We start from the raw sequence: 25,263 nt of genomic DNA on the forward strand, positions 1-25,263 counted from the left end.
TGATAGATAGACCAGATTACTTCGTATTGTGATAAAATAAATCCATAATTAGGGGGGATGGTTGTGGGTAAAATCACTAAAGCTGAAGACTTTCTTTTTAACCAAGTATATGATTATGTACTAAACCGCATAGAATGTAAAGAATGGAAGGAGCATGATAAACTTCCGTCCATTAGACAATTAGCACTTGAATTAAATATGAATCGATTAACTGTATTAAAAGCATATCAATTACTGAAGAAACATAATAAGGTTTATGTTAAAGATAAAGTTGGCTATTATATACAACCTCAGGGAAAGGTTATAACAGAAGGTCATAATCATCCAATTATTTCTGCTTATGTGCAAAAATGCTCTTTATCAGAAATTCACCAATCACAGGTAAATTATAATTTTTCCCAAGCTTTAATCGATCCCAATCTATTGCCCAATCATTATTTTTCGGATTATGTAAAAAAAATATTTGACCTCTATCCAAAGATCTTGGCAACATACTCCAACGTAAAGGGTGATGAGGAGTTACGTGAAAGTCTTGTTAATTATTTTATCAACCAATATAAGACAATCCTTAATGCAGATAATCTATTAATCCTATCAGGTTCACAACAAGGCATTCATCTCATTGCTCAAACTTTTGTTAAGACAAGAGACATCGTTTTATTGGAACGACCAAGTTACAGTGCTGCTATTGATATTTTTAGAGCAAGAGGGGCACAAATTCTCACAGTCGATATCAATTTAAACGGATATGATCTAGACCAGGTTGAACACTATATGAAACTTTATAAACCACGATTATTTTACCTTAATCCTACTTTTCACAATCCAACTGGTTATACCATACCAGTTGGTCAACGAAAAGAGTTAGTACGGCTTGCGGAACAGTACCGCTGTCTTATAGTTGAGGATGATGCTTATCATGATATTTATTTTGAAAAGAAACCACCAGCTCCCATTTACACATTTGATACTTCTGGAACAGTTATTTATCTCCGGAGCTTTTGCAAATACATTTCACCTGGTTTAAGAGTGGCTGCGATTATTTGTCAATCATCTTTAATGAAATCACTTATTTCTGTCAAAGCTTTAACAGATAATGGTTCACCATTATTGAATCAAAAGATTTTTCTGCATTATTTTTCATCACCTAGATTGCAGCAGCATTTAGATAAATTGCGGATTGCACTACAGGTTAGAAAAGAAATTATGGAGAATGAATTAGCTAAAACAAATTGGAAATGGAACAGTCCAGATGGAGGTCTGAATTTATGGATACAGGTCCCAAACAATCTATCAACTGAATTATTATTAACTAAATCTCTAGCACACTCTATATCTTTCGTTCCAGGTCGAGTCTGTGACCCTTTAAAAAATTTATCATCATGGATGAGATTGAGTTATTCTTATACAAATGAAAAGCTGCTCCAAGAAGGTATAAAGAAATTGATTGAATTGGCTAAATAGTGGTTATCCAAAAGGATACGTTAAAAAGGTGCTGCGAAATGTAAATCAATGAACATCTCACGGCACCCTTTATACTATTTAAATTGAATAACTCCAAGCGCTCTTTATGAGGTAATGGTTAATCTAGAAAACGCATTACTTTAATTTCTCAACAGCAACACGACCTGAAAAGAAGGTTGCGCCTCCCCCCATATCTGAAATTCGATCAGGAGTAAGGAAGTTTACTTGTTGCTTTGTTCCTGGTATATCCGCCCACAGACCTTGTGAAACGACAACACCACGTAGGACATTTTGCCCGACTGCCGCAGTTAACTCACATTCACCGCGTTTGTTCCATACTCGCACTTTTTCGCCGTCTTCGATTCCTAAAGAAACGGCATCCTCAACATTCATATGCAATCGGGGTTGCTTTTCCAACGTTATATGCTTTTCATTATTAGAAAAAGTAGAGTTTAAGAAATTATGATTAGCAGTTGGAATAAATAAGAACGGCAGATCACCATCATTTAATAATGGTATATATGTTGGGAGCGGTGGAAAGCCGTCTGCTGCCATTCTTTCTGAATAAAGTTCAATTTTTCCGCTAGGAGTTGGCAGTTTCCCTGGAAACAAAGGTTTAACATTAGCAGTCACAAACTGTTTTTCAACTAAACTTTTAGCAGTAATTCCGTCTAAATATCGATTGCCATGCTGCTCTAACGCTGCTGCAATTAATTCATCATCCGAGTCCTTAAAAGCCGACTCCTGAAATCCCATGCCCTTAGCTAACAGCCTAAACACTTCTGTATTCGATTTAGATTCACCCGGTGGCTCGATCACTGGTTGTTGAATTTGGATGATATGATGCCAATACGATGAATAAAAATCAGTATTTTCATAAGATGATGTAGCTGGCAGAACAATATCCGCATATTTAGCTGTTTCAGTCATAAACATGTCGTGCACTACAACAAATAAGTCTTCCCGCTCTAACCCCCTACGCACTTTACTTCCTTCGGGGGCAACAACAGCAGGATTACTATTATAAACGTACATTGCTTTAATTGGTGGTTCTGCCGAGAGTAATGCCTCACCAATTGCATTCATATTAATGATGCGAGTTTTTTTATTTTTCAATAAATCAGGACGCTGCAATGCTACTTTATTAAAGGCGAGATAATCAGAATTTCCTTTTATCGCACCCCCACCTTTATGCAGCCACTGGCCTGTTAATGCTGGCAGACAGGCAATCGTTCGAATACACATCCCACCATTATCATGATGTTGGAGACCGTTCCCTATGCGAATAAAAGATGGTGTTGTTTCACCATACATCCGTGCAAGCTTTATTATATCTTCTGCAGAAACGCCAGTTATTTGCGAAACAGTCTCAGGATTATATTGCACCACATGCTCACGAAGTTGTTCATAGCCAACAGTATATTCTTGTAAGAACGTTTCATCGATCTTGTTTTCCTTGAATAGTACGTGCATTATTCCTAAGGCAAGTGCGGCATCTGTTCCTGGTAAAATTGGAATAAACCAATCTGCAAATCTACCAGTTTGATTTTTATGAACATCAATAACAATGATTTTTGCACCGTTTTTCCGCGCCTGTTGGGCAAGCGCCAGTTGATGCATATTTGTACTCGCCGCATTAATTCCCCAAAAAATAATTAATTTAGAATGAATGGTGTCTTCAGGTGAAATACCTAAGCTCCCACCCATCGTATATTTATAACCAATCGTACCCGCTGCCTGACAAATCGTTCGATCAAGCTGCGAGGCTCCTAGTCTATTAAAAAAGCGCCGGTCCATCCCCTCCGAACTCAACCGCCCCATATTTCCATAAAAGCTATAAGGCAAGATACTTTCCGGCGCATCTGTTTGCAAAAGCTCTTTAAAACGGGAAGTAATGGTATCAATTGCTTCTTCCCAGCTAATACGCTTAAATAGGCCTTCACCTTTCGCTCCTACCCGTTTCATTGGATATTTCAGACGATTTTCATCATAAAGACGTTCCGTAATATTTCGCACTTTATTGCAAATATTACCTTTGGTAATCGGGTGATTCGGATCACCTTCTACTTTGACAATCATCCCGTTCTCCTTATGCACCAGCAATCCACATTGATCTGGACAATCAAGTGAACAAACAGAGGGAAAAATACCATTTTGTTGTTTTACATATGAAGACATAGAAATTACCCCTTATCTATGATTAAAAAACTTAATTGTTCAGCGTGACATTTTTCTACTATATAAATTACATTGTAACAGAAAAAGTGACAGGAATCACGGGGACGGTTCTCGCGGTTATTTTAAAACTTTCCGCGCTTTCATAAGGCCTGTATTAAAGCCTTTTCTCATTACTAGTATTAAAAACCTTTTACTCACATTTACCGTCCACATGTTACCAAAAGTGTGATAATTATCACACAATAATACGCTGAGCTATTATAAAATAAAATTATCCAACTATATATTCATACAGTATAAGCATAGTTAATTTACAAAGCGAAAATAAAAAATTATCTATTAAATTGAGGCGATATTAAAAAGGAGTGCTCACCGTGAATTATGAGACAGCATTAGATGAAGCAATGAATAGACTTAGGGATATTGAATTAGCACTCAATGAATCGTCAATCGTTTCAATCACCGATCAAAGGGGCGTGATTCAATTTGTAAATGATAAGTTTTGCAAAATGTCAAAGTACAGCAGAGAGGAATTAATTGGACAAAATCAAAATATCGTTAATTCTGGTTATCATGATAAAAGCTTTTTTAAAAACATGTGGCGAACGATTGGTCGAGGCCAAGTGTGGAAAGGCGAAGTGAAAAATAAAACAAAGGACGGCATTACTTATTGGGTAGATACCACAATCGTCCCTTTCCTTGATAAAAATAACAAACCTTACCAATATGTTTCGATACGGCATGATATTACGAAACTTAAACAATATGAAGAAGAAATGGAACAAATGGCTTTTTATGATCCACTCACACAACTCCCTAACCGTAATTTACTTAGTAAATGGTTAAGAGATAGTTTCGATGATAAAGAAGATCCCTTTACAGTCCTTTTTTTAGACTTAGATCGTTTTAAGTCAATCAATGATAATTTTGGGCATTCGACAGGTGACTATATTTTAAAAGAAACGGCCAAGCGTTTACAACGCTGTCTTCGTAAATCAGACTTTATTTCACGTCAGGGCGGGGACGAGTTTATTATTATTTTAAATGGTTTACTGCAAAAGGATGACATTATTCCTATAGTCCAAAAAATTAAAGAGCAGCTTGCCATGCCATTTTGTATTGACGGCAGACACATTGTAATCACAGCAAGTATTGGAATCAGCCGGAATACCTTAAAAGCGGTCGACATTAGCTATCAAGAATTTATTGAAACATTAATTAAACAAGCGGATACTTCAATGTATCATGCTAAAAAGCAAGGTGGCAATATATTTTGTTTTAATACCCCCGATCATAATATTGAAATAGAGCGATATTACCAACTTGAGCAAGAAATCAAAAATGCAATCGAACAAAAACAGTTCTCCCTTCATTACCAACCTCTCATGAATTTAGGAAAAAATGAAATAGTAGGGGTTGAAGTATTGCTCCGCTGGAACAATCAAAAGCTTGGCTCCGTATCACCGGTGGAATTTATCCCATTATTAGAGGAATTGGGTTATATTATTCCTGTTGGAAAATGGGTATTAAAGTCAGCCTGCAGGCAAATGAAAGCTTGGCAACAAAAAGGAGTTTCACTACAAAGAATCTCTGTAAATGTATCACCAGTTGAATTGAGAAACAAAAATTTTGTAAATTACTTAAAGCAAATTTTGAAAGAAACAATGCTTGATCCTCGTCTATTAGAAATAGAAATCACCGAAGGAACCCTTTTAAATATAGAGGAATCTTCAAAGATCTTACAAGAAATAAAAAATTTAGGTATAAGAATTGCAATCGATGACTTTGGAACAGGTTATTCGTCTTTAAGCTATCTAAAGGAGTTATCATTAGATACACTCAAAATTGATAAATCTTTCATCCAAGATTTGGACAATGATGGAAAAATTATTGTGAACACCATCATTCAGATGGGGAAAAATTTAGGTTACACTGTATTAGCAGAGGGAATTGAAAACATAGAACAGCTTTCTTATCTCCAACAACAAAATTGCCATGAAGGACAAGGCTACTTCTGGAGTAAACCTGTAAAAGCCAATGAAATGGAAATGTTATACCAGACTATTATGAGCAATGAGATCGAAAATGTGCAATAAAAACAAAGGCAGTAACACGAGGGATAGTTTTAGTTCAACTTTTAAGAACCTATTTTACGAAAAAAGGGCTGTTCTCACTGCTACCAATTAGCCATTGTAGTGTGAGACCAGGCCCTTTTTATTTATATGTACGTGTCGGCTGTACGAGCTGCAGTAATTCGCCGTTTGGACCATTGAAAAAGATCGTTTGTGCGCCATCAATAGCTGTGTTAGGTGAATCAGAATTAAACACAATCCCTTTTCCCTTATAATAATCAATTGCCTCAAGTATGTTATCCACTGTAAAAGCTAAGTGATTAACAATTCCTGTTTCTGAATAATCTGTAACCAATTCTATATCCTGCATTAACTCTATTTCAAATTCAGGCTGATGTTCATGCTGAATAAACGCCATAAGCCGTTTGCCATTATCTCCTTTTGCACGAAGTTTGAAACCAAACATTTCAGAATAATAGTGGATCGCCTCGTCGATATTTTTGACGATAATGGCTGTATGCTCGATTTTTTTTATCATTTTTCAAATTCCTCCTCCATATGTTTTCAGATTTTCTAGTATTATCCCTCTACATAATAATACGCCCCTCCACTTCATTAATCCTGCAATTTCAAAAACATTGAGCCTTGGAATTATAAGGACATTTCTTGTGGATTATTTAAATGTTCCCGACATTGCTTATAGCTTGTATAAAAGCCTTATATTAGTAGTAATTAAATACCTGGTACTCACAAGAAGCGTCCCAGTGATTACCCATAGATCGAAAGTCCCAATAAAAAAAGGGGCCTGACTATTACTCTGCATATTTTTAGCACAGTAAGGTCTTGACCCAATCCTCCTAAATTTCCCATAATTCTTTTAACCACTTTGCCAAAACTTCAATATCTTTTGAAAAAATTCGATCTCGGATTATCGAAGGTACAACTGCCCTCCCTTCTGTATAAAATGTTCTAGTTAGTGGTGCCATGTTATCAATACCGCGATATTCGACAGCTTGCATAGCACAGATCATTTCTATCGCTAGTACTTTTCTTACATTTTCAATAATAGTATAAGCATGCCGAGCGCCGATTGTACCCATACTCACATGATCCTCTTGGTTTGCAGAAGAAGGGATTGAATCTACGCTTGATGGATGTGCAAGTGTTTTATTTTCTGAAACAAGGGAAGCGGCTGTATATTGCATAATCATCGCTCCGGACTGAAGGCCTGGTTCAGGACTTAAAAATGGTGGTAAATCATTTAATTGTGGGTTCACTAATCGTTCGATTCGCCGTTCGGATATGCTGGCTAATTCAGCACTGGCAATTTTAAGAAAATCCATTGCAAATGCTATTGGTTGACCATGGAAATTTCCACCCGAGATGACTTTTTCACCATTATTAAAAATTAACGGATTATCTGTTACTGCATTCATTTCTATTTCTAGCTTATGTTTCACATAGTTCAAGGTTTGCCAAGTGGCTCCATGAACCTGCGGAATACATCGTAATGAATAGGCATCCTGTATCCGGAGTTCACCTTGGACTGTAACCAACTTGCTACCAGATAAGATCCGGCGAATCCTAGCAGCAACATCCACCTGTTCCTGAAATCCCCTTGCGATCTGAATTTCTTCATCAAAAGCATCTATGATCCCTCGGAGCCCTTCTATTGTAAGAGCTGCAATCCATTCAGACTGTAAAGCTAATTGTTCGACTTCTAGAAAATTGATTACGCCCATTGCAGTCATCGCTTGTGTACCATTAATGAGCGCCAATCCTTCTTTTGCTTCTAAACTTAGCGGTTTAAGTTTTTCTGCTTTTAGCGCAACTGTAGTTGCAACTCTATTACCTTGATAGACCACCTCGCCTTCCCCTATTACCACAAGTGCCAAATGAGATAAGGGCGCTAAATCCCCGCTTGCCCCTAGTGATCCTTGTGATGGAATAACTGGATGAATACGATGATTGACAAGATTGAGAAGTGTTTCGATCACAATCGGACGAACACCAGAATTACCTTTTAAAAGGGCATTTGCTCGAAGAATTAACATCGCTCGCGATACAATCTCTGGAAAAGGTTCTCCAACCCCACAAGCATGGGAGTGAATTAAATGATGTTGAAGATCTTTTACATTTTCTTTATTGATAAATACATCGCTAAATTTTCCAAAACCAGTTGTTATGCCATATACAATTTTTCCTTTCTCAACAATATCCTCGACTGCCTTTCGATTCTCCTTTACTTTTGTTAAGCTCTCCTGTGTGGCTATAACTCTTTCATTTTTATATAATATTCTATACAAATCCCTTATTTTTAACGACTTACCATCTAAAACAATCAAACCCCTTCACCTCTTTAGTAAAATTTCATTTTACCTAGCAAACTCATTAACGGGCTAAAGGGAAGATACTTAAAGGGGACCATACCTTGAGAATCAATGAAATACCAAGATAAAGCCCCCCTCTATTATTATATTTATCATAAAATATAGTTATTACCGCTCATCATTTCGCTGTTTAAAACCGGTTAAAAAGGATAACATCACATGTACACCTGCTTTAACAGTTGCATCTGCAAAATCTTTAGTAGGATCTAAACAAACTATATCCATAGCTTTTACTTTTTTAGCTTTACCAGCTCTACACACCGCTTCAAATAATTCATCTGTTCTCATGCCGCCAGGAGAAGACGCAGGGGCCCCCGGTGCTATACCCATATCCAATACATCCATATCAACTGTTACATAAATCGTATCAACCTTTTTATTTAATTCATCTAATGCCCTTTGAACAGTTTGTTCAATACCGTACGCTCTTGCTTGTTTTAGAGTTACGTAGTTTACTCCAACTTCAGTTGCATAGCTTTTTAAAGATTTTGCATTAAAAAAACCATGAAGTCCAATGTTGTATACATTTTCACCTTTAATAACCTTACTTTCAATCAAATTTCTGATTGGGGTTCCATTGCTAGGACCATCACTTCTTAAATCACGAAGATCAAAATGCGTATCAAATTGCAATATTCCAACTTCTTCGTGAGCGTGGACGTTTTTCCACCCTTTTACTAACATGGCTGTAATCGAATGATCACCACCAACTGCTAGTGGAAGTACATTAGGATGCGTCTTTCTCATCATTTCCATTGCAGCCATAATATTTTGATGGCAAATTGAAATGTTTGTTACATGCTGCTTTACATCACCTATATCAACGATATTTAAAGATGTTAAGTCTATATCATAATCAATATTATATGGATAAAAAAACTTCCAAGCTCTCCTGATCGCATCAGGATTTTCACTTGCAGCAGATGCACTAATCGATGAACGAGATAACGGAATTCCAACAATCGCAGCGTCTACTTTCTTCCAATCAACCTCTTCATTATATTCGATAGTTTGAATCCATTCATGGACTTTTGGTTCAATTATATCTACTCCTTTGTTCCATTTAAAGGATGGGGGATTTAAGAACGGATAAGGATAGCTTTTCACAAAATCTTCCCTCCCTTTACAACAACTTTTCCATTTTTTATAACTGTATCCGTATGATTAATTCCATAATGATATTGAATCTGCATATAATTCGGTACATCTAAAACGAGGATATCCGCTTTTTTTCCTACTTCTAAACTACCGATTTCATGGCCGCGTCTAATCGCATGAGCTGCATTAATCGTAGATGCTGTAATTACCTCAGCAGGTGTCATTCCCATTTTCAAGCATCCCAAATTCATTATTAACGGAAGCGAAACTGTAGGTGACGATCCCGGGTTACAGTCTGTTGATAACGCAACAGGTACACCTATATCAATCAGATTCCTTCCGTTTGCAAATTCAGCCATCAGGAAAAAAGCAGTACCAGGGAGAAGCACAGCGATTACTCCTTTTTCTGCCATTTGGCGTAAACCTTTTTCTGAAGCTTTTAATAAATGATCGGCTGAAACAGCCCCAATCTCTGCAGCAAGCTCCGCCCCACCGTATGGTTCAATTTCATCGGCATGAATTTTAGGCAATAATCCATATTTTAATCCGGTCATCAAAATTTTTTTTGTTTGCTGTGGAGTAAATACACCATGTTCACAAAATACATCGTTAAATTCTGCAAGCTTCCATTCTGCTACTTTTGGAATCATTTCTTGGTTAATGTAGTCAACAAATTTATCTGGATCATCTTTGTACTGCACAGGAATGGCATGTGCCCCCATAAAAGTGCTTACAATATCGATAGCATGTGTTTGATCCAGTTTTTTAGCAACCTTTAATTGTTTTACTTCATGTTCGAACGTTAACCCGTATCCACTTTTAGCCTCTACCGTTGTAACTCCGTGAAGTAAAAATAAATCAAGACGATGCTTACTTTCTTGGTATAATTGTTCACAGTTTGCAACTCGAGTCGCTGCCGTTGTCGCATGAATACCACCGCCTGCATTCATGATCTCCATATATGATGAACCGTTCAACCTCATATTAAATTCATTCTCACGGCTCCCAGCATAAACTAAATGCGTATGTGGATCAACAAGACCTGGGGCAACAATTTTTCCAGTCGCATCAATTATCTCAGCTTCTAGCAAACGATCTTGATAGTGGTGTAAAAGTTCAGCATCTTTTCCCACTGCTTGGATTTTCCCATCCTCAAGCCATAAACTCCCATTATTAATAATGTGGAGTTTCTCCATTTTTTCACCTGTAACAGGAGCTGTAGAGCTACCTATTAACGTTATGACTTCATTTGCATTCCTTATGAAAATCGGTTTTAATGGCATTTTATACTTCCTTTCTAAAGGAATCACAGGGACGGTTCTTACGATACTTAGTTGACTATTATAGTCCTATGAAAACAATCGTCCCTAAAAACATACTCGATGAATTTTCTTCTAATCTTCCATCATCGGAATATTAATACCATGTTTCTTGGCTGCATTTTTAGCAAGTTCATAACCTGCATCAACATGGCGTACTATACCCATGCCAGGATCAGTTGTCAGTACTCTTTGTAAACGCTGTTCTGCCTCTTTTGTACCATCGGCAACGATAACCATTCCAGCATGTATAGAGTAACCCATTCCGACTCCGCCACCATGGTGGATGGAAACCCAGCTTGCACCACCTACACTATTGATCATTGCATTTAATAGCGGCCAATCGGCAACTGCATCGCTACCATCTAGCATTCCTTCTGTTTCACGATTCGGAGATGCCACCGATCCAGAATCAAGATGATCCCGGCCAATTACAATCGGAGCCTTCAGCTCCCCACAAGCAACCATATCGTTGATAAATTTTCCAAATCTTGCCCTTTCACCGTAGCCTAACCAGCAAATCCGGGCTGGCAGTCCTTGAAATTGAATTTTTTCTTGAGCCATTTTAATCCACTTACATAAATGCTGATTCTCACTGAATTCGCGAAGAATTACTTCATCTGTTTTATAAATGTCTTCTGGATCACCAGATAGTGCGACCCAACGGAAGGGTCCTTTTCCTTCACAAAATTGTGGACGAATATATGCTGGTACAAATCCGGGGAAATCAAACGCATTTTTTATTCCCTCATCTTTTGCGACTTGACGTATGTTGTTGCCATAATCAAACGTAACAGCGCCACGTTCTTGCATTTTCAGCATGGCACGTACGTGGTGGGCAATGCTACTCTTTGAGTAAATTTCATATTTTTTAGGGTCTTGTTTTCTCAAGATTTTTGCTTCTTGTAATGTCATATTTAATGGAATATAGCCGTTAAGGGGGTCATGTGAAGAAGTTTGATCTGTTAATATATCGGGAGTGAAGCCTTTTTCTATCATTTTTGGAATAATTTCTGCTGCATTTCCTAATAAACCTATGGAAAGCGGCTTTTTTTCATGTTTTGCTGTGATTGCTATTTGTATAGCATCGTCTACACTTTTAGTCATTCTGTCCAAATATTTAGTATCAAGGCGTCGTTGGATTCTTGTTTGATCTACTTCAATCGCAATGCAAACACCGTCATTTAGTGTTATCGCTAATGGTTGGGCACCACCCATCCCACCAAGGCCTGAAGTTAATGTAATTGTTCCTTTTAAACTACCATTAAAATGCTGCCTTGCACATTCCGCAAATGTTTCATACGTACCTTGAACAATTCCTTGACTTCCAATATAAATCCAACTTCCTGCAGTCATTTGTCCAAACATCATCAGACCTTTTTTATCCAAGTCATGAAAATGATCCCAATTAGCCCATGCTGGAACTAAATTGGAGTTAGCTAGTAATACACGTGGAGCATCCTTATGGGTTTTGAAAACAACTACAGGTTTCCCAGACTGTACAAGTAACGTTTCATCATTTTCTAACTCGAGAAGTGTTTTTGTAATAGCATCATAGCACTCCCAGTTTCGCGCTGCTTTCCCTATTCCACCATATACAACAAGCTCTTCTGGACGTTCAGCTACCTCTTCGTTTAAATTATTCATTAACATCCGCAGTGCAGCTTCTTGAATCCAACCTTTTGCATGAAGCTCAGTTCCTTTGTACTGTTGAACTTTTCTTTTTGACTGACTCATAACCCCACCTCACTAAAGGTTTGTTGTAGTAAATATATATGAGATAAAAATGGATTAAGACTGAGAAAACACCGGGGAATTGACTTTTGTTGAGAAGTTCCAAATAATATCCTCCAAGAAAATCCGAGAATACAAAACAATTTTAACAGAAAATGGAACTTTTTCACTTTCTTGACGACTAATAAATGTAGTTACAATTACAACATTAGAAGAGGTGAAGGTATTGAAGAAAGCTTTTATTATAGGTCTATTAGTTGGTTCAATTGGCTTTGCGTCTATATCAAGTGCCGGAAACTTTGTTGAAAATATTACTGTTCATACTAAACCAATTACATTAAAAGAAAACGGAGAAGAAATTAAAATCGACAACATCAATAAAAATGGTATGTATTATAATGGTAAAGCGTGGGTTCCTTCAACGATGATTTACGAAGGTACCACATACGTACCGATCCGTGTGGTAGCAGAAAGTTTCAGAAAAGAAGTTGTGTGGGATGGTGAAGATGGGAGCATTTCATTTAATGATTATGTTGGTACACCTCCAGCACCAAAGACAAAGAAAATCCCTGTTCTTGTCGAAGGTATGACCGATATGAGGGATTCAACACTAAAAAGCAGCAATTTGGGCTATGACATGTATGTACTAAATAACTTTACGTTAACTGCTGAGGAACCTTTCAAAGATGTATTAATGTCCAATTATGACAACAGTTTCTTTGTTCGAATCGAATTATTAGATAAAAATACTAATATAACAGATTATCGAAACCAACTAAAAGATAGTTTAGAAGGAAAAGTTCATGATTTAAATCCTGATCAAATTTTTGACGAGTTTTTCCATAGCGCTGACTTTTATTTATTGCAAGAAACAAAAAATGGTGATTTACCGGTTTCAGTTATTCATCTAGTAAGAGATTATGGATCCCAAAAATTTAGATTTATGCTCCATATGCCTTCTAAAGAAGCAGCGGAAGGCATTGGCCCTAGTTTTTGGGCGATGTTAAAAACCATTGAAGTTAAATAACACGTCCGTTCAGAAATTCATCATAGTGCTAAAATAAAAGATAAGTAAAAGCCTTCAGGAAATATTGGATTAGAGGAAAAACTGATCTCTAATCCTTTTTTAATTTTCCAAAAAAATGATTTTCAACGATATTTCGAAACCTACTTACATCCCTTGGTCAAAACGCTTAGTTTGGTGTCCATATACAATAGCTTTATTTATGGCCTCTACAATTTCTCTTATTTCATGTTTATCTGGAAGTGCTAATACTTCGGATTCACCTGATGCAGAATCTATAAGAACCACATATTCTTTTTTTAAATATGCAATTAACAACATAACGGAAACAGCGATAAAACCTATACCAAATGCTGGTGCTATATCCATTGCTACAAACCCTAAAATCATAGAAATTGCAATCCAAATTAGCCTAATTTTATACCGTTTTTGTTCATAGGTACCAACTGATGTGATATTATTTGTTGCATATGTCTTGTTGCCAAAATAAATTCTAGCATTGGATACAAACATATCTTCTTCTATTGATCCATAAAAGAATTTTTCATTTCCCAATTCCAACACCCTCCATACTTTTTTTTACAAGTATGGCCACTATTTTTAGAAAAATTTCCATCTCTGGAAAAGTAGCGAATATTTTTTCAAAAATAAAAGGCAATCAGTTAAACTGTTGCCTTTTTTCGTAATTATATTTTACATCAACTTTTTGTTTCATTTATTTCATTTTTAGTATGTTCAGGAAGCGGATCCACCTTACTGGATGTGGGTAGAACTTCATATGCTTTATTCGTTGACCAAATTGTCAAACCAATTACTAAACAAACTATAATACCACTAAAAATCATAACAACCGTAAAACTAGACATATCATTACACACCTCTTTTTTTTAATTAATATTATATTTTCATATGTCTCATTAATTTGCAAACTACAAGCTTAGGTTATTATTAAAATAGTATTTTAGTATAAGCTGGCTATTTTACGTTTCTTTGAACTATTTTACATAACAATGTAGAAAATAACCACATCCAATTATTAACTTATTTTCCCATCCACTTAACCTCCAAATAGTCCTGCATGGCGCTATCCAATTCAGTATGTCTAAACATCTTATCTCAGTTACAGTAGTATATAAATGAAAAGGTCTGATGAACGAAATCCATCAGACTTTTTCATAAATCCATTATACAGCTTTTTTCATTTCTATAATTAAAATATGCGATGTTTTTACAGCCTTAATAGTCAGCTCCTCTTCAACAATCTCCATTCCATCTCGATCAGATAGTTCTATATCATTAATGGCTGAAGTTCCTTCAATTTGTACTAAATAGGCCTGTCTTCCCTCTTTGACTGGGAAACTTATTTCTTTTCCTTGTTCCAATTCTAATGAATAAATGTTAGCATCTTGATGAATTTTAATCGGAGCAGCACCTTCTTTTCCTGATACCATATGCAGCCAATTATTCTTTCTGTCATCCCAATTGAATCCAAAATCTCCATAGTTTGGTGTATGACCATACTTGTCTGGCAAAATCCAAATTTGTAAAAACCTTAAAGTTTCTTCTCCTAAATTATACTCACTATGAAGTACACCAGTACCCGCACTCATATATTGAACCTGTCCGCGTGTTACAGTTTTTTTATTGCCCATATTATCCCCATGTGTCAACTCACCATTTACTACGTAGGATATGATCTCCATATTTTGATGAGGATGTTTTCCAAATCCAGTGGTAGGATTAACTAAATCATCGTTGATTACTCGTAAAACGCCAAACTGAATATTGTCCGGATTATAATATTCTGCAAATGAAAAATGAAATTTACTTTTTAACCATCCAAGATTACTAGAACCCATATTATTACTGTTGAGCTTTTTTAACATCCTATTCTCTCCAATCTAATCAAATGAATTAAGGGAAGAATTTACCCTATTATTTTCTCTATTAAACCATGTAGTGATACCGACAAAAAAAGAGTCCAAAAACAGATTAAATAAAATCGTTAACTGATATATTATCAATTCGAGATAACTCACCGGAATAATTAAGGAACTAAGCTTGATGATAGAACCACACTCGCTTGAGGTCTTTTACATAGTTTAGTTTCAATTGTAACGCTCTAATCGATCAACAAAAACGAACTGTATATTTTTCGAATAATTCTATTTGCAATTCCTTATGCTTTTATCTCAGTTTCGAGATAATTATAAACATATTATTTTGCAATGTCAACTAAGTTCTGAAATATTATCTTAACGACAAAAAAGCTCCCACAGCAATCCAAATAAACAAAAAACGATTGTTCATACAAACAATCGCTTCAAACTTTTTTTACTATACTTTAGAATTAGTCATTCCATCACCAAATGGAATCAACAAAGATTCTAATTGAGGATGATTGGCAACTGTATCAATAAATCATTCCACTCTATATGCATATCATGTGCAATTGTAAATTGTACCTTATGCTGATAGAATATGCCTGTCACAAACTATTTACTTAATAGCCATTCCTAATTTCGTAATTCAATTTTTTCATATACTCTCCAATTGACTATTTTTTCTAAAATAATCGAAATCATAACTCCCATAATCAAACCATTTGCAAAAAAAGGTTGAATCAGGATAGGCAGATTCGTAAATACAGTTGGAGAAATATTCATTAAACACATCCCTGTTAACACAGGTACCGCTAAACGAAAAATAGTATTTGAATTAAAAGTTTTTCCATTCAAGCTGCCAAAGGCTGTGCCAAATAACTGTAGATAGGCAACAAACAAAACGGCATTCCCCACTGAAATAGGCATTGTTACAAGAAATGAACCGAATACAGGTATTAGGCCCATTATTGATAATAAACATCCACCTATGATAAAAGGCATACGTTCGAATATTCTTGTGCTCTGCAAGAATCCAATCGAAGACGTGAATGGTGTATAAGGTACCAATCCGAACCCAGAACCTAACGCAGTAAAAAACGTAGTAACAAATATTGAATTTCTAATACGTTTATTAGAACTCTCTTCTTTTAAGAGATTTCCTCCTTCTTGAATAGAAACCATAGTATTACTTAAATTTAAAAGCACAGTTAAACACGTTACAATCACAATCCCGTATTCAAAATTTGGTTGTCCTAATGGAAATAATGAAAAGCTAGATTCTATAGCCTGTCCAACCTTTTGGGTACCATCAGAGAAAAAAAGTTCATAAAATACCCAACCAATTACTAAGCCAATCAATATAGAAAAATTACTTATGTTTTTACTTCCTTTTAACTTTAAAGCCATGACTAGAACTACTACTCCAATTGAAAATATACTTATCGGAACGTCGATTGTACCCTGCTCTGTTAAAGGAATCATTCCTTTAAAAAAGATAAAGATTAGCTGAAAGGTTAATAGAAAAAGGTATACAGTCATCACCATAGGGGTAAACACTGTTCGTAATAGATTTATTCCATTACATACCGCCAAGATAAACATAATCAAACAGGCAATTAAGATCCCTGTTGTGATGCCTCCACCAATTACTGATAGACTCATTCCCATTGAAGAGGCGGACAGTCCTAAATTTAAGATCACGCCCCATAATAGACCCGAATGCCCCTCCATTAAAGGGAACCTATGACCTGCCCATCCCTGAAACATACAGGCCAAGCCAGTAAAAATAAAAGAGCTTCTCAGCATCATTTCAGTTGTCTCAGGACTTATTTCGAACACATTTGCAATTGAGATTGGAACAACGACTGTATTAGCAAAAATAAATAATAGCCATTGTACAGATGAAAACATTGTCAATGATACATGCTTGTTCATATTAATACACCACTTTCTAATCTATGCATTGAACCCAACATAATACTAGTAATAATTATAGTATATTTAATAAGTTATATCATATTTTCATAGACTATGGATTAAAAATATTATTTTATAATCTTCACTTTCTAAATGAGCTTTTATACATCCTAGATAAAAATACCCTATAGTAGAGTATCTTAATGTCTCTTCTATAGGGTAAGAATTAATAATTTAATATTGTAGTTATTATATAATCTAAAAACCTACTGAATGGCACTAGTTAGCGGATTGTGTAACCTAAACCTAAATCATGAGAGAGGATAAGCTCTGAGAAATGTTATACCTCAATCATCATCCCTTCCTTTATCTCTTCCTTTTCCTTTATCTTTATCTTTATCTTTATCTTTATCTTTATCTTTTTCTCTTTCTTTCCACTTTCCTTGTTTATATTTTTCCATAAGTTTTTCTAATCCTTTAGCATTTTTCCTATCATCTTTTGAGTCTATTTTTTCATTAAAAATGCTTGGGATTATCGGCACTTCTGCGGAATCAACACCTTTTATATAGAGTTCATTATTGAAACTATAAACACTGCTTGGTTGTGCGAAATTGGATGTATCTGTTCCGAATGTTTCCATCATCGTTTTAAACATATGATGTGAAATTTTCGTCGTATTACTTGACATATAATTACCTGTACCATTTTGTGAATAACCGGTCCAAACAGCCATAGTATATTGTGGTGTATAACCTACGAACCAGCTATCGTTTGTCGCATTATCTGGGTAGCCAAATTTAGACTTCGTACTTTCATCAAAATTGGTTGTCCCGGTTTTTCCAGCTACATCTAGGCTAGGTACGTTAGCTGTTTTTCCTGTGCCTTCATCGACAACAGTGCGCAGCATATCCGTCACCATATAAGCGGTGTAATCTTCCATCACTCGTTTAGGTTGCTTAGCAAAATTGATTTCTCTTCCGTCCGGAAAAACAACTTTTTGAACAAAACGTGGTTGATTGTAGACTCCGCCATTGCCAAAAGCGCTGTAAGCCCCAGCCATGGCTAAAGGATTAACGCTGTTACTTCCTATCGAATATGATTCATATACCTTGTTATTTGAATAAGAAATACCGAGCTGTTCTGAAAACGCCTTAGCCTTTTCCATCCCAACCTCTCTTAATGTAAGGAGAGCTGGAATATTATATGAGTATTGTAGCGCTTTTCGTATTGTCAAGATACCATGATATTTATGATCCCAGTTCGAGATAGATTCACCAGTTGAATATGTTGTTTGTTGGTCATGAATTAAATGGCCGGTAGACCATTTTAAATGCTCAATTGCTGGACCATAATCAAAAATCGGCTTAAAGGTTGAGCCAGGTTGACGTTGCATATCAATCGCAAAGTTGTTTCCCAAAAACTCTGCTTCATAGTCATTTCTACCGCTACCCACAGCCCTAACTTCACCATTTTGGGTATCTAAAAAGATAAACGCCCCCTGAAAGTTCTCATCTGGGTAGGTAATGATTTCATTTGTGTTCAACATTTTTTCTGCAAACTCCTGCGCTTCGGGATCCATTGTTGTATAAATCTTTAATCCATCTTTGCTAACATCAACATCATTCACAATTTTCATAACCTCTTTTACCGCGGCATCTAAAAACGATTCAAAAGGCATACCTTGCAAGCCCTTTTGTTGTACCAGGCCTTCTGTAACTGGGACTTGTTTAGCTGTCTCCATTTGCTCTTCTGTTATATAACCATGTCTATTCATCAAACTAAGGACTGTATTCCGTCGTTTGGTAGCTGATTCGATGTTCTCCGGTTTGGTCGGATCATAATTATTTGGACTTTGTGTCAATCCAGCGATCATGGCCGCTTGCGCAAGGGTCAACTTATTTAAATTTTCTACATCAAGACCATAGTAATTCTTCGCAGCAGCCGCTACTCCATAAGAACGATTACCAAGATATATTTTATTTAAATACATCATTAATATATCCTGTTTGGAGTACTCCTTCTCCAACTCATGCGCCAAGTCCCATTCTTGTATTTTTCGTTTAATAGTTTTTTCTGGTGTTAAAAATGAGTTTTTTATTACTTGTTGTGTGATGGTACTGCCACCTTGTGACCCAAAGTCACCTGTAATATTTACAAAGATCGCTTTGGCAGTCCTTTTTATGTCAATACCGTTATGGTCATAAAATCGGGAATCTTCCGTGGCTATAAACGCTTGTTCCAACAAAGTTGGGAGCTGGTCATACGAAATTTTCGTTCGCTTTTCTTTGCCATATTCATAGATGAAGTTTCCATTCATATCATAAAATTTTGTTGACAACGGATCCACCAGTTTAGCAGAATCTAATTCAGGTGAGCTACTAATAATAGAAGCAAACGTAATTGCCCCCGCTCCAGTTGATAGTAGCCCCACCACCAAACAAACAATTATTAATTTTTTTAACAAGGACCCTTTTTTAGGTACTTTATTTGGGCTGGATTTTTCGGCTTGTTTTCGTTCTTTACGATATTTATAAGTTTCTCCTGACATTCATCTTCTCTCCCGTATTAAGTTACTCAAGGTTGAATTCAAAAAAAGATATTACATATATACATTCGTTAGAAGAAATATCTTTATGGGGGGGTATGGCAAAACATTTCGAAGAAAACAAACCATCAACTGATAAAATATCCTACAGTTTCATTCTTTATCAATGACCAAACTAACAAAAATGGCTCGAATCTCTTGTGACTGTATATCACAAATTGACTCGAACCATTCATATGCTACGTAAAAGTTAATAACCGGAATCTTCAGAAGTGAGGACGTCAAGCATTGTAAAATCATATTTCAACAACGGTTTTTCTGCGGGGCCCTCCAATACTTCACCGGTATAGGAAAATCTAGAACCATGGCAAGGACAATCCCAAGAACGATCGCCGTTGTTCCACTCCACTTCGCAACCAACATGTGTGCAAGTTGTATCTACAATGTGAACGGTTCCCTCTTCATCTCGATAAGCTCCTTTTCGATGACCATTTACAGTTATTACAGCACCCTCACCGTTGGATAAGTCGTCCACATGTTTATACGGCATTTCAAGTTTTCCTTTAATTAAATGTTTTACCACATCAGCATTTGCTACTAGGAAATTTTTTAGGCTTGGATCGGCGTAGAACCTAGAAGGTGAATACAAACCTTGATAAGCACTCTTTTTTCCCAATATCATATCTCTAAATAATAGAGCTGCTGCTGTTCCGTTTGTCATGCCCCATTTTCTATAACCTGTCGCAACCAAAATGTTCGGCTGTCCAGACGTAATTTCACCGATATAAGGAAGCTTGTCTAACGTTACAAGGTCTTGAGCAGACCAACGGTACATAACTTCTTCATGATCAACAGTCTGTTCGCTGAATGACTCTAAAGCTTGGTAATGTTCCATTGTGTCTTTTCCCTGACCAGTCTTATGACTTTCTCCCCCAATTAAAACCATTTCCTCACCGTTGATCATAACAGAACGAAGTGAACGTGTTGGCTGATCCGCACTTAGATACATTCCACCTGGAAAACGTTCCTTCGTTTTAACTGCAAGAACATACGAACGTGAGGCGTACATCCTTGTTGAGTAAAAGCCCATACCTTCATAAAATGGAAAATGCGAGCAAGCAAGTACATGTTTCCCTGTGACGCGTACTCCTTCACGCGTAAGGACAGTTGGTTCCTCACCGGTTTCTACATTCACTGCGGTCGTATGTTCAAAAATCAAGCCGCCTTTTTCCGTAATGATCTGAACGAGCTGGGCTAGATATTTAAGAGGATGAAACTGCGCTTGATTTTTCATGACAATTGCCTTTTTCATATCTACGTTAATCGGTATAGTATTCACCAGGCCACCATCTATACCGAGTGTTTTATATGCCGCTGCTTCCTTTTCAATCTTCTTAATATACTGAACAGTATTGGCGTAAATATATGCGTCCTGCATACTAAAATCACAATCGATTTGATGCTGCTCTACTGTATTTTTTATAAAATTCAATGCATCTATATTAGCTTCATAATACAATCTTGCCGTACTTCTACCTAAATTTTGAAGAAATTCATCGTAAATCAAATCATGCTGGGCGGTGATTTTTGCTGTCGTATGTCCTGTCGTGCCATTCAACAATTTTCCAGCCTCTAACACAGCGACCTTCAAACCTTCATTTACCAGCAGGTAAGCTGAGGTAAGACCAGTAATACCACCACCTACAATCACCACATCAACTTTGACATCTTTTTCTAAACAGGGAAACTCAGGTACAACAACGGAATCTCTCCAATATGACTTTGGTGACTCTGGTAATTTCCCATCAGTATAAACTTTATTGGGCATAATTGATCCTCCACTTGGTATTTTTTATTACATAGTTTTTCCAGACCTGAAGGAACTATACTGTTTTAATATACTAGGTTTATGAATAAAAAAAAGAGCAAATCATCAATCAGAGATTTGCAGCTTTGTATGTGAACCAAAAAACAAATTTAAAATATTAACATAGTGATTTAATATTATTGTCTTACACTTACCTGGTATCAAAGTCTCCACTGATATTTCTCTAGATCAACGATACCATCTTCGGTCACTTCAACACCTTCAATTTGAAGTTTCATGATCTGATCATTGTATATTTCATCATTTTTTATAGAAACCCGACCTTTTGCATTAATTACACGATGCCACGGTAGGAAATACTTCTTGCTCATGGAATGGAGAATTCGGACAACCTGCCTAGCAGTTCTAGGACTTCCTGCAAGCCCTGCTATCTGTCCATAAGTCATAACCTTGCCTTCAGGAATATTACGAATAATATCGATAACTCTTTCGGTAAAGGGAGTCACTACTTAATTCCTCCTTTTGATAAGGTTTATAAAAGAAGATTCAGAATAACTAGGAATATCGTTCAAAAATGAATCTCCTCTAATAACCTAGTTTAATTTAAATCCTAGAAATGTAATATCATCTCTTTGTGGCTCGCTTTTCATATAAACATTTAATTCTATCTCAATTTTTTGTCTTTGTTCTTCTAAATTCAGGTGATAGTATTTGTTAAGCAATTCTTTAAATCTTTTTTTCCCAAAACCAAACTCTGAATCTTCTCCATTCTGATCGATAAATCCATCTGTTGTTAAGTAAAAAAATGCATTATCACTTATATCTATTTTATGATTAGTGTATTGGTAATCAAATGGTGTTCTTCTATATCCAACACTTTTTCGATCCCCATTATATTCACTTAATCCATTATCGTCTCGCTTATATAACGAAAGCTTTGCTCCTGAGAAGATCATTTTTTTTCCTGGTTTCACATAACATAATCCAATGTCAAGCCCATCATCTGTTATACCTTTTTTTCCCTGCTGTTTTAATGTTTCTTTTAAGGTAGAATTCATTTTACGTAAGATTGCTGCAGGATTATCTTTATAAATACTTTCATTTCGTTCCGCAATATTATTTAGTAGCGAGACTGAAAGCATAGTCATTAGTGCTCCTGGTACCCCATGACCCGTGCAATCCCCTACTGCTATTAAATAATCATCCCCCATTTTGGTAGTCCAATAGAAGTCCCCTCCTACACCATCTCTCGGAAGATAAATGATGAAATGATCATTACAAATTGCTTCCATCGATTCCTGAGAAGGCAAAACCGTCCGTTGAATACGTTTTGCATAGTTAATACTATCTGTTATTTTTTCATTTCTTTCACTTAATTCAAGTGTTCTTTCTCTGACGATATTATCGAGCTCCATATTTAATTCAAGCGCTCTTTTATATGGATTTGCCAGCCGCTTAGAAATAAAGTAAAAAATGAAGACTATAGATATAAGTGAAATGATGATTGCAAAAATGGTGTTCGCCTTAACGGTTTGGATAAATGACATCGTTTCATTTCTTGGTATTTGATATACTAACTTAAGATCTTCTGAGGATTGAAGTTTCTGAGTTATTAAATCTTTCATTTCTCCTGACTCAATTTCATATTCGATTAATTTATACTCATTACCGCTATCCTGAAGTAAAATATCTTTTATTTCCATTGGAACATATTCTTCAATCGACTTCCCATTATGAGTTAAATCATTAGAGAGGTATATTTCCCCAGCTTTATCAATAATCCATAAATTACTACTATGACCATAGTTAAAGCTTTCTAGCTCTTTTGATAGTTCATTTAAACTAAGCCCCACCCCGACCACAGCTATAGGTTGACCATCGTTTTGAACTAATGTATTAATCCACACAAAGGTTTCTTCGTATTGTTTATTATAGTCAATGTTAACATCAATCTTTTGATTGGAGTTTAAAGCATCGAAAAACCAATCATCATACGAATCATCCCTCGATAATGTTTCAATTATTTTCTTCTCATTCGTCCAATAATGGTGAGTGAATCCACTTGCAATAAATGATTTTGTATAATCATAGTCCTCAACTAATGAATTTAATTTTGAGAGTACATCATCCTCACTTTGCTTATTCACTTCGCCATTTTTTATCCAATCGATAAGCTGGGGATCAGATGCCAGTAATAGAGATGATTCCTTGGCCCTATTAATTCGAGCATCTATTTTTGAAGAAATAGACTGAGAAATGAACTGCAAGTCATTATGTTTTAACTTTTGAAGGGTTTCTTGATAAGCAATTGTATATACAAGATACCCCATTAAACTAATAGAAATAATAATTGTAATACTTGCAAATATAATAACCCTAAAAACTGACTTATCGTAAAATAATCCTTTATTTTTTACCATGTTATTTACTTTTTTTTTGTTTATTTGTAGCAAATTCCTATCCCCCTGGTTTTTATTTCTCTAAAAAGCCATGCGATTTAGCAGCATTGATATTGAATTGATATGTATATGATACGAAGTAAATTTTAGCAAAAATTTGGAACTATTACATTTATTTTTCAAATAAAAAAGTTCATATAAGAAAAAAGTTAATGGCAAGCCTAATACCGTTTTTTTTCAAAAAAAATAAGCAGTGATTAAACTGCTGCGAATTAGTATTATTTATTTATATATAAATTTGTGAATCAGTCCAAGCTGAGACCACCTCTTTCTTACATTTTATAAAATGATTTCGTGTTAGCTAATAATTTTTCTGCAACTTCTGATTCGGAGTGATTTTTAATTTTGGCTATCTTCCTAATAGATTCCTTCATCATTTTAGGATTGGTCCTTCTTCCAGAGAACGGACCTTCGAATTGCCATGGACCATCTGTTTCAATCATCAATTGCTCTATTGGGTAGTTATAGACTAACTTCTGAATTTTTTCTCTATACACGACCTCGGGAGTAACTGAAATATAGTATCCATTTTCTATCATTCTGTGAACGGTCTTTTCATCACCTTTAAACCAATGAAATTGTGCCTTTTTAACTGAATGCTTTTCTAAAAGATCACAAACAATCGGGGCATCATCATAAACGGCATGCAAAACTATGGGCTTGTCATATGTAGTCGCCACTTTCATGAATGTCTCAAGATACTCTATATAAAGATCATACTGCTGCTGCGTTACTTCTTGATTTTTTCTTAAATAGTACGGTAACCCAACCTCGCCAACAGCAATCATTTCAGTTCTATGTTGAATCATCCAATTAATTAATATCATAATCTCATTTTCAGTTGGCAAACTTTGCTCCGGATGAAATCCAAATGCTGCCTTTACCTGAGGAAATTCAGATTGCAAATATAGATTTCGCTTACATGATTCAAGGTCATATGAAACAGATACTAAAGCTATAAGTTCGTCTGAATCTTCTAACATAAAGTCAATTTCTTTATTTGTATATCGGTCTAAATGAATATGGGCATCAATCATTTTCATCTCATTCTCCTCCTATAAATATATATTGTACAGATTCAGAAAAAACGCTACAAATAATAGGATTTCTAAATGTGTAATTCAATTCAGATTTGCGCAATATATATGGGAACAATATAAAGAAAGGATGAATACCGATGAACCTAAAAGGGGAATTACAGGAAGCTCAAGATATTATCCATAAAGCACATCTACATTTAAAACAAATTAGTGCTAACGAAACGGAACAATGTCATTATGCAATTAGCGAACTTGAAAAAGCACAACAGAAAATCCAACAAGTTCAACAACAAATCGATTAATAGTTTTTT

The 25,263-nt window shown here is 35.7% G+C and carries 19 protein-coding genes; 4 read left to right on the forward strand and 15 right to left on the reverse strand.

Annotated elements, in window-relative coordinates:
• Positions 1 to 63: 63 nt before the first annotated feature.
• On the forward strand, positions 64 to 1,464 hold the full coding sequence (locus C1724_RS08810; RefSeq protein ID WP_102346306.1) for an aminotransferase-like domain-containing protein: 1,401 nt from the start codon (positions 64 to 66) through the stop codon (positions 1,462 to 1,464).
• Positions 1,465 to 1,599: 135 nt separating this feature from the next.
• Here C1724_RS08810 and C1724_RS08815 read toward each other — a convergent pair whose 3' ends face one another.
• On the reverse strand, positions 1,600 to 3,642 hold the full coding sequence (locus tag C1724_RS08815) for a molybdopterin oxidoreductase family protein (RefSeq protein WP_102346307.1): 2,043 nt from the start codon (positions 3,640 to 3,642) through the stop codon (positions 1,600 to 1,602).
• 374 nt (positions 3,643 to 4,016) lie between these two features.
• Here C1724_RS08815 and C1724_RS08820 point away from each other — a divergent pair, with 374 nt between their 5' ends.
• Entirely contained in the window at positions 4,017 to 5,738 is a 1,722-nt protein-coding gene (locus tag C1724_RS08820) for a sensor domain-containing protein (RefSeq protein WP_258000322.1), read from the forward strand.
• Positions 5,739 to 5,856: 118 nt separating this feature from the next.
• Here C1724_RS08820 and C1724_RS08825 read toward each other — a convergent pair whose 3' ends face one another.
• The 5 genes from C1724_RS08825 to hutU form a co-directional block, all read right to left on the reverse strand.
• On the reverse strand, positions 5,857 to 6,252 hold the full coding sequence (locus C1724_RS08825) for a VOC family protein (RefSeq protein WP_102346308.1): 396 nt from the start codon (positions 6,250 to 6,252) through the stop codon (positions 5,857 to 5,859).
• Between the two features lie 319 nt (positions 6,253 to 6,571).
• Complete coding sequence (hutH, locus tag C1724_RS08830; protein WP_102346309.1) at positions 6,572 to 8,059, reverse strand: histidine ammonia-lyase; 1,488 nt, start codon at positions 8,057 to 8,059, stop codon at positions 6,572 to 6,574.
• A 153-nt stretch (positions 8,060 to 8,212) separates the two neighbouring features.
• Positions 8,213 to 9,211: an agmatinase family protein gene (locus C1724_RS08835; RefSeq protein WP_102346310.1), complete on the reverse strand. Its 999-nt coding sequence runs from the start codon at positions 9,209 to 9,211 to the stop codon at positions 8,213 to 8,215.
• Positions 9,208 to 10,485, reverse strand: a complete 1,278-nt coding sequence (gene hutI / locus C1724_RS08840) for an imidazolonepropionase (protein ID WP_102346311.1) — start codon at positions 10,483 to 10,485, stop codon at positions 9,208 to 9,210. The genes C1724_RS08835 and hutI overlap by 4 nt, the downstream gene beginning before the upstream one ends.
• A 111-nt stretch (positions 10,486 to 10,596) precedes the next feature.
• Positions 10,597 to 12,258 (reverse strand): urocanate hydratase, encoded by a 1,662-nt coding sequence (hutU, locus tag C1724_RS08845; RefSeq protein ID WP_102346312.1) that lies wholly within the window; start codon positions 12,256 to 12,258, stop codon positions 10,597 to 10,599.
• 223 nt (positions 12,259 to 12,481) lie between these two features.
• On the opposite strand from hutU, the gene C1724_RS08850 reads away from it, so the two are divergent.
• Entirely contained in the window at positions 12,482 to 13,282 is an 801-nt protein-coding gene (locus C1724_RS08850) for a copper amine oxidase N-terminal domain-containing protein (protein ID WP_142386534.1), read from the forward strand.
• 144 nt (positions 13,283 to 13,426) lie between these two features.
• Here the strand turns inward: C1724_RS08850 and C1724_RS08855 are convergent, their stop codons facing one another.
• From C1724_RS08855 to C1724_RS08895, 9 genes are all read right to left on the reverse strand, one after another.
• Positions 13,427 to 13,834 carry a DUF6232 family protein gene (locus C1724_RS08855; protein WP_102346314.1) on the reverse strand — a complete coding sequence of 136 codons (408 nt, stop codon included), beginning with the start codon at positions 13,832 to 13,834 and terminating at the stop codon, positions 13,427 to 13,429.
• Between the two features lie 143 nt (positions 13,835 to 13,977).
• Positions 13,978 to 14,145, reverse strand: coding sequence for a YtzI protein (ytzI, locus tag C1724_RS25300; protein WP_142386535.1), 168 nt, complete (start codon positions 14,143 to 14,145; stop codon positions 13,978 to 13,980).
• 318 nt (positions 14,146 to 14,463) lie between these two features.
• Positions 14,464 to 15,165: a pirin family protein gene (locus C1724_RS08860; RefSeq protein WP_102346315.1), complete on the reverse strand. Its 702-nt coding sequence runs from the start codon at positions 15,163 to 15,165 to the stop codon at positions 14,464 to 14,466.
• Positions 15,166 to 15,795: 630 nt separating this feature from the next.
• Entirely contained in the window at positions 15,796 to 17,097 is a 1,302-nt protein-coding gene (locus tag C1724_RS08870; RefSeq protein ID WP_102346316.1) for a uracil/xanthine transporter, read from the reverse strand.
• Between the two features lie 329 nt (positions 17,098 to 17,426).
• Positions 17,427 to 19,628, reverse strand: coding sequence for a transglycosylase domain-containing protein (locus tag C1724_RS08875; protein ID WP_102346317.1), 2,202 nt, complete (start codon positions 19,626 to 19,628; stop codon positions 17,427 to 17,429).
• Positions 19,629 to 19,875: 247 nt separating this feature from the next.
• Positions 19,876 to 21,453: an FAD-dependent oxidoreductase gene (locus tag C1724_RS08880; RefSeq protein WP_102346318.1), complete on the reverse strand. Its 1,578-nt coding sequence runs from the start codon at positions 21,451 to 21,453 to the stop codon at positions 19,876 to 19,878.
• A gap of 200 nt (positions 21,454 to 21,653) precedes the next feature.
• The gene (locus C1724_RS08885; RefSeq protein ID WP_102346319.1) at positions 21,654 to 21,959 is read right to left on the reverse strand and encodes an MGMT family protein; all 306 of its coding nucleotides are present in this window, start codon (positions 21,957 to 21,959) and stop codon (positions 21,654 to 21,656) included.
• Positions 21,960 to 22,046: 87 nt separating this feature from the next.
• Entirely contained in the window at positions 22,047 to 23,906 is a 1,860-nt protein-coding gene (locus C1724_RS08890; RefSeq protein ID WP_102346320.1) for a SpoIIE family protein phosphatase, read from the reverse strand.
• A gap of 278 nt (positions 23,907 to 24,184) precedes the next feature.
• Positions 24,185 to 24,955 (reverse strand): TatD family hydrolase, encoded by a 771-nt coding sequence (locus tag C1724_RS08895; RefSeq protein ID WP_102346321.1) that lies wholly within the window; start codon positions 24,953 to 24,955, stop codon positions 24,185 to 24,187.
• A gap of 134 nt (positions 24,956 to 25,089) precedes the next feature.
• Between C1724_RS08895 and C1724_RS25555 the strand changes: the two genes are divergently transcribed.
• Entirely contained in the window at positions 25,090 to 25,254 is a 165-nt protein-coding gene (locus C1724_RS25555; RefSeq protein ID WP_180994192.1) for a hypothetical protein, read from the forward strand.
• The last annotated feature ends 9 nt before the right edge of the window (positions 25,255 to 25,263 follow it).

The sequence above is a fragment of the Bacillus sp. Marseille-P3661 genome (assembly GCF_900240995.1).
In the GTDB taxonomy this organism is placed as follows: domain Bacteria; phylum Bacillota; class Bacilli; order Bacillales; family Bacillaceae_J; genus OESV01.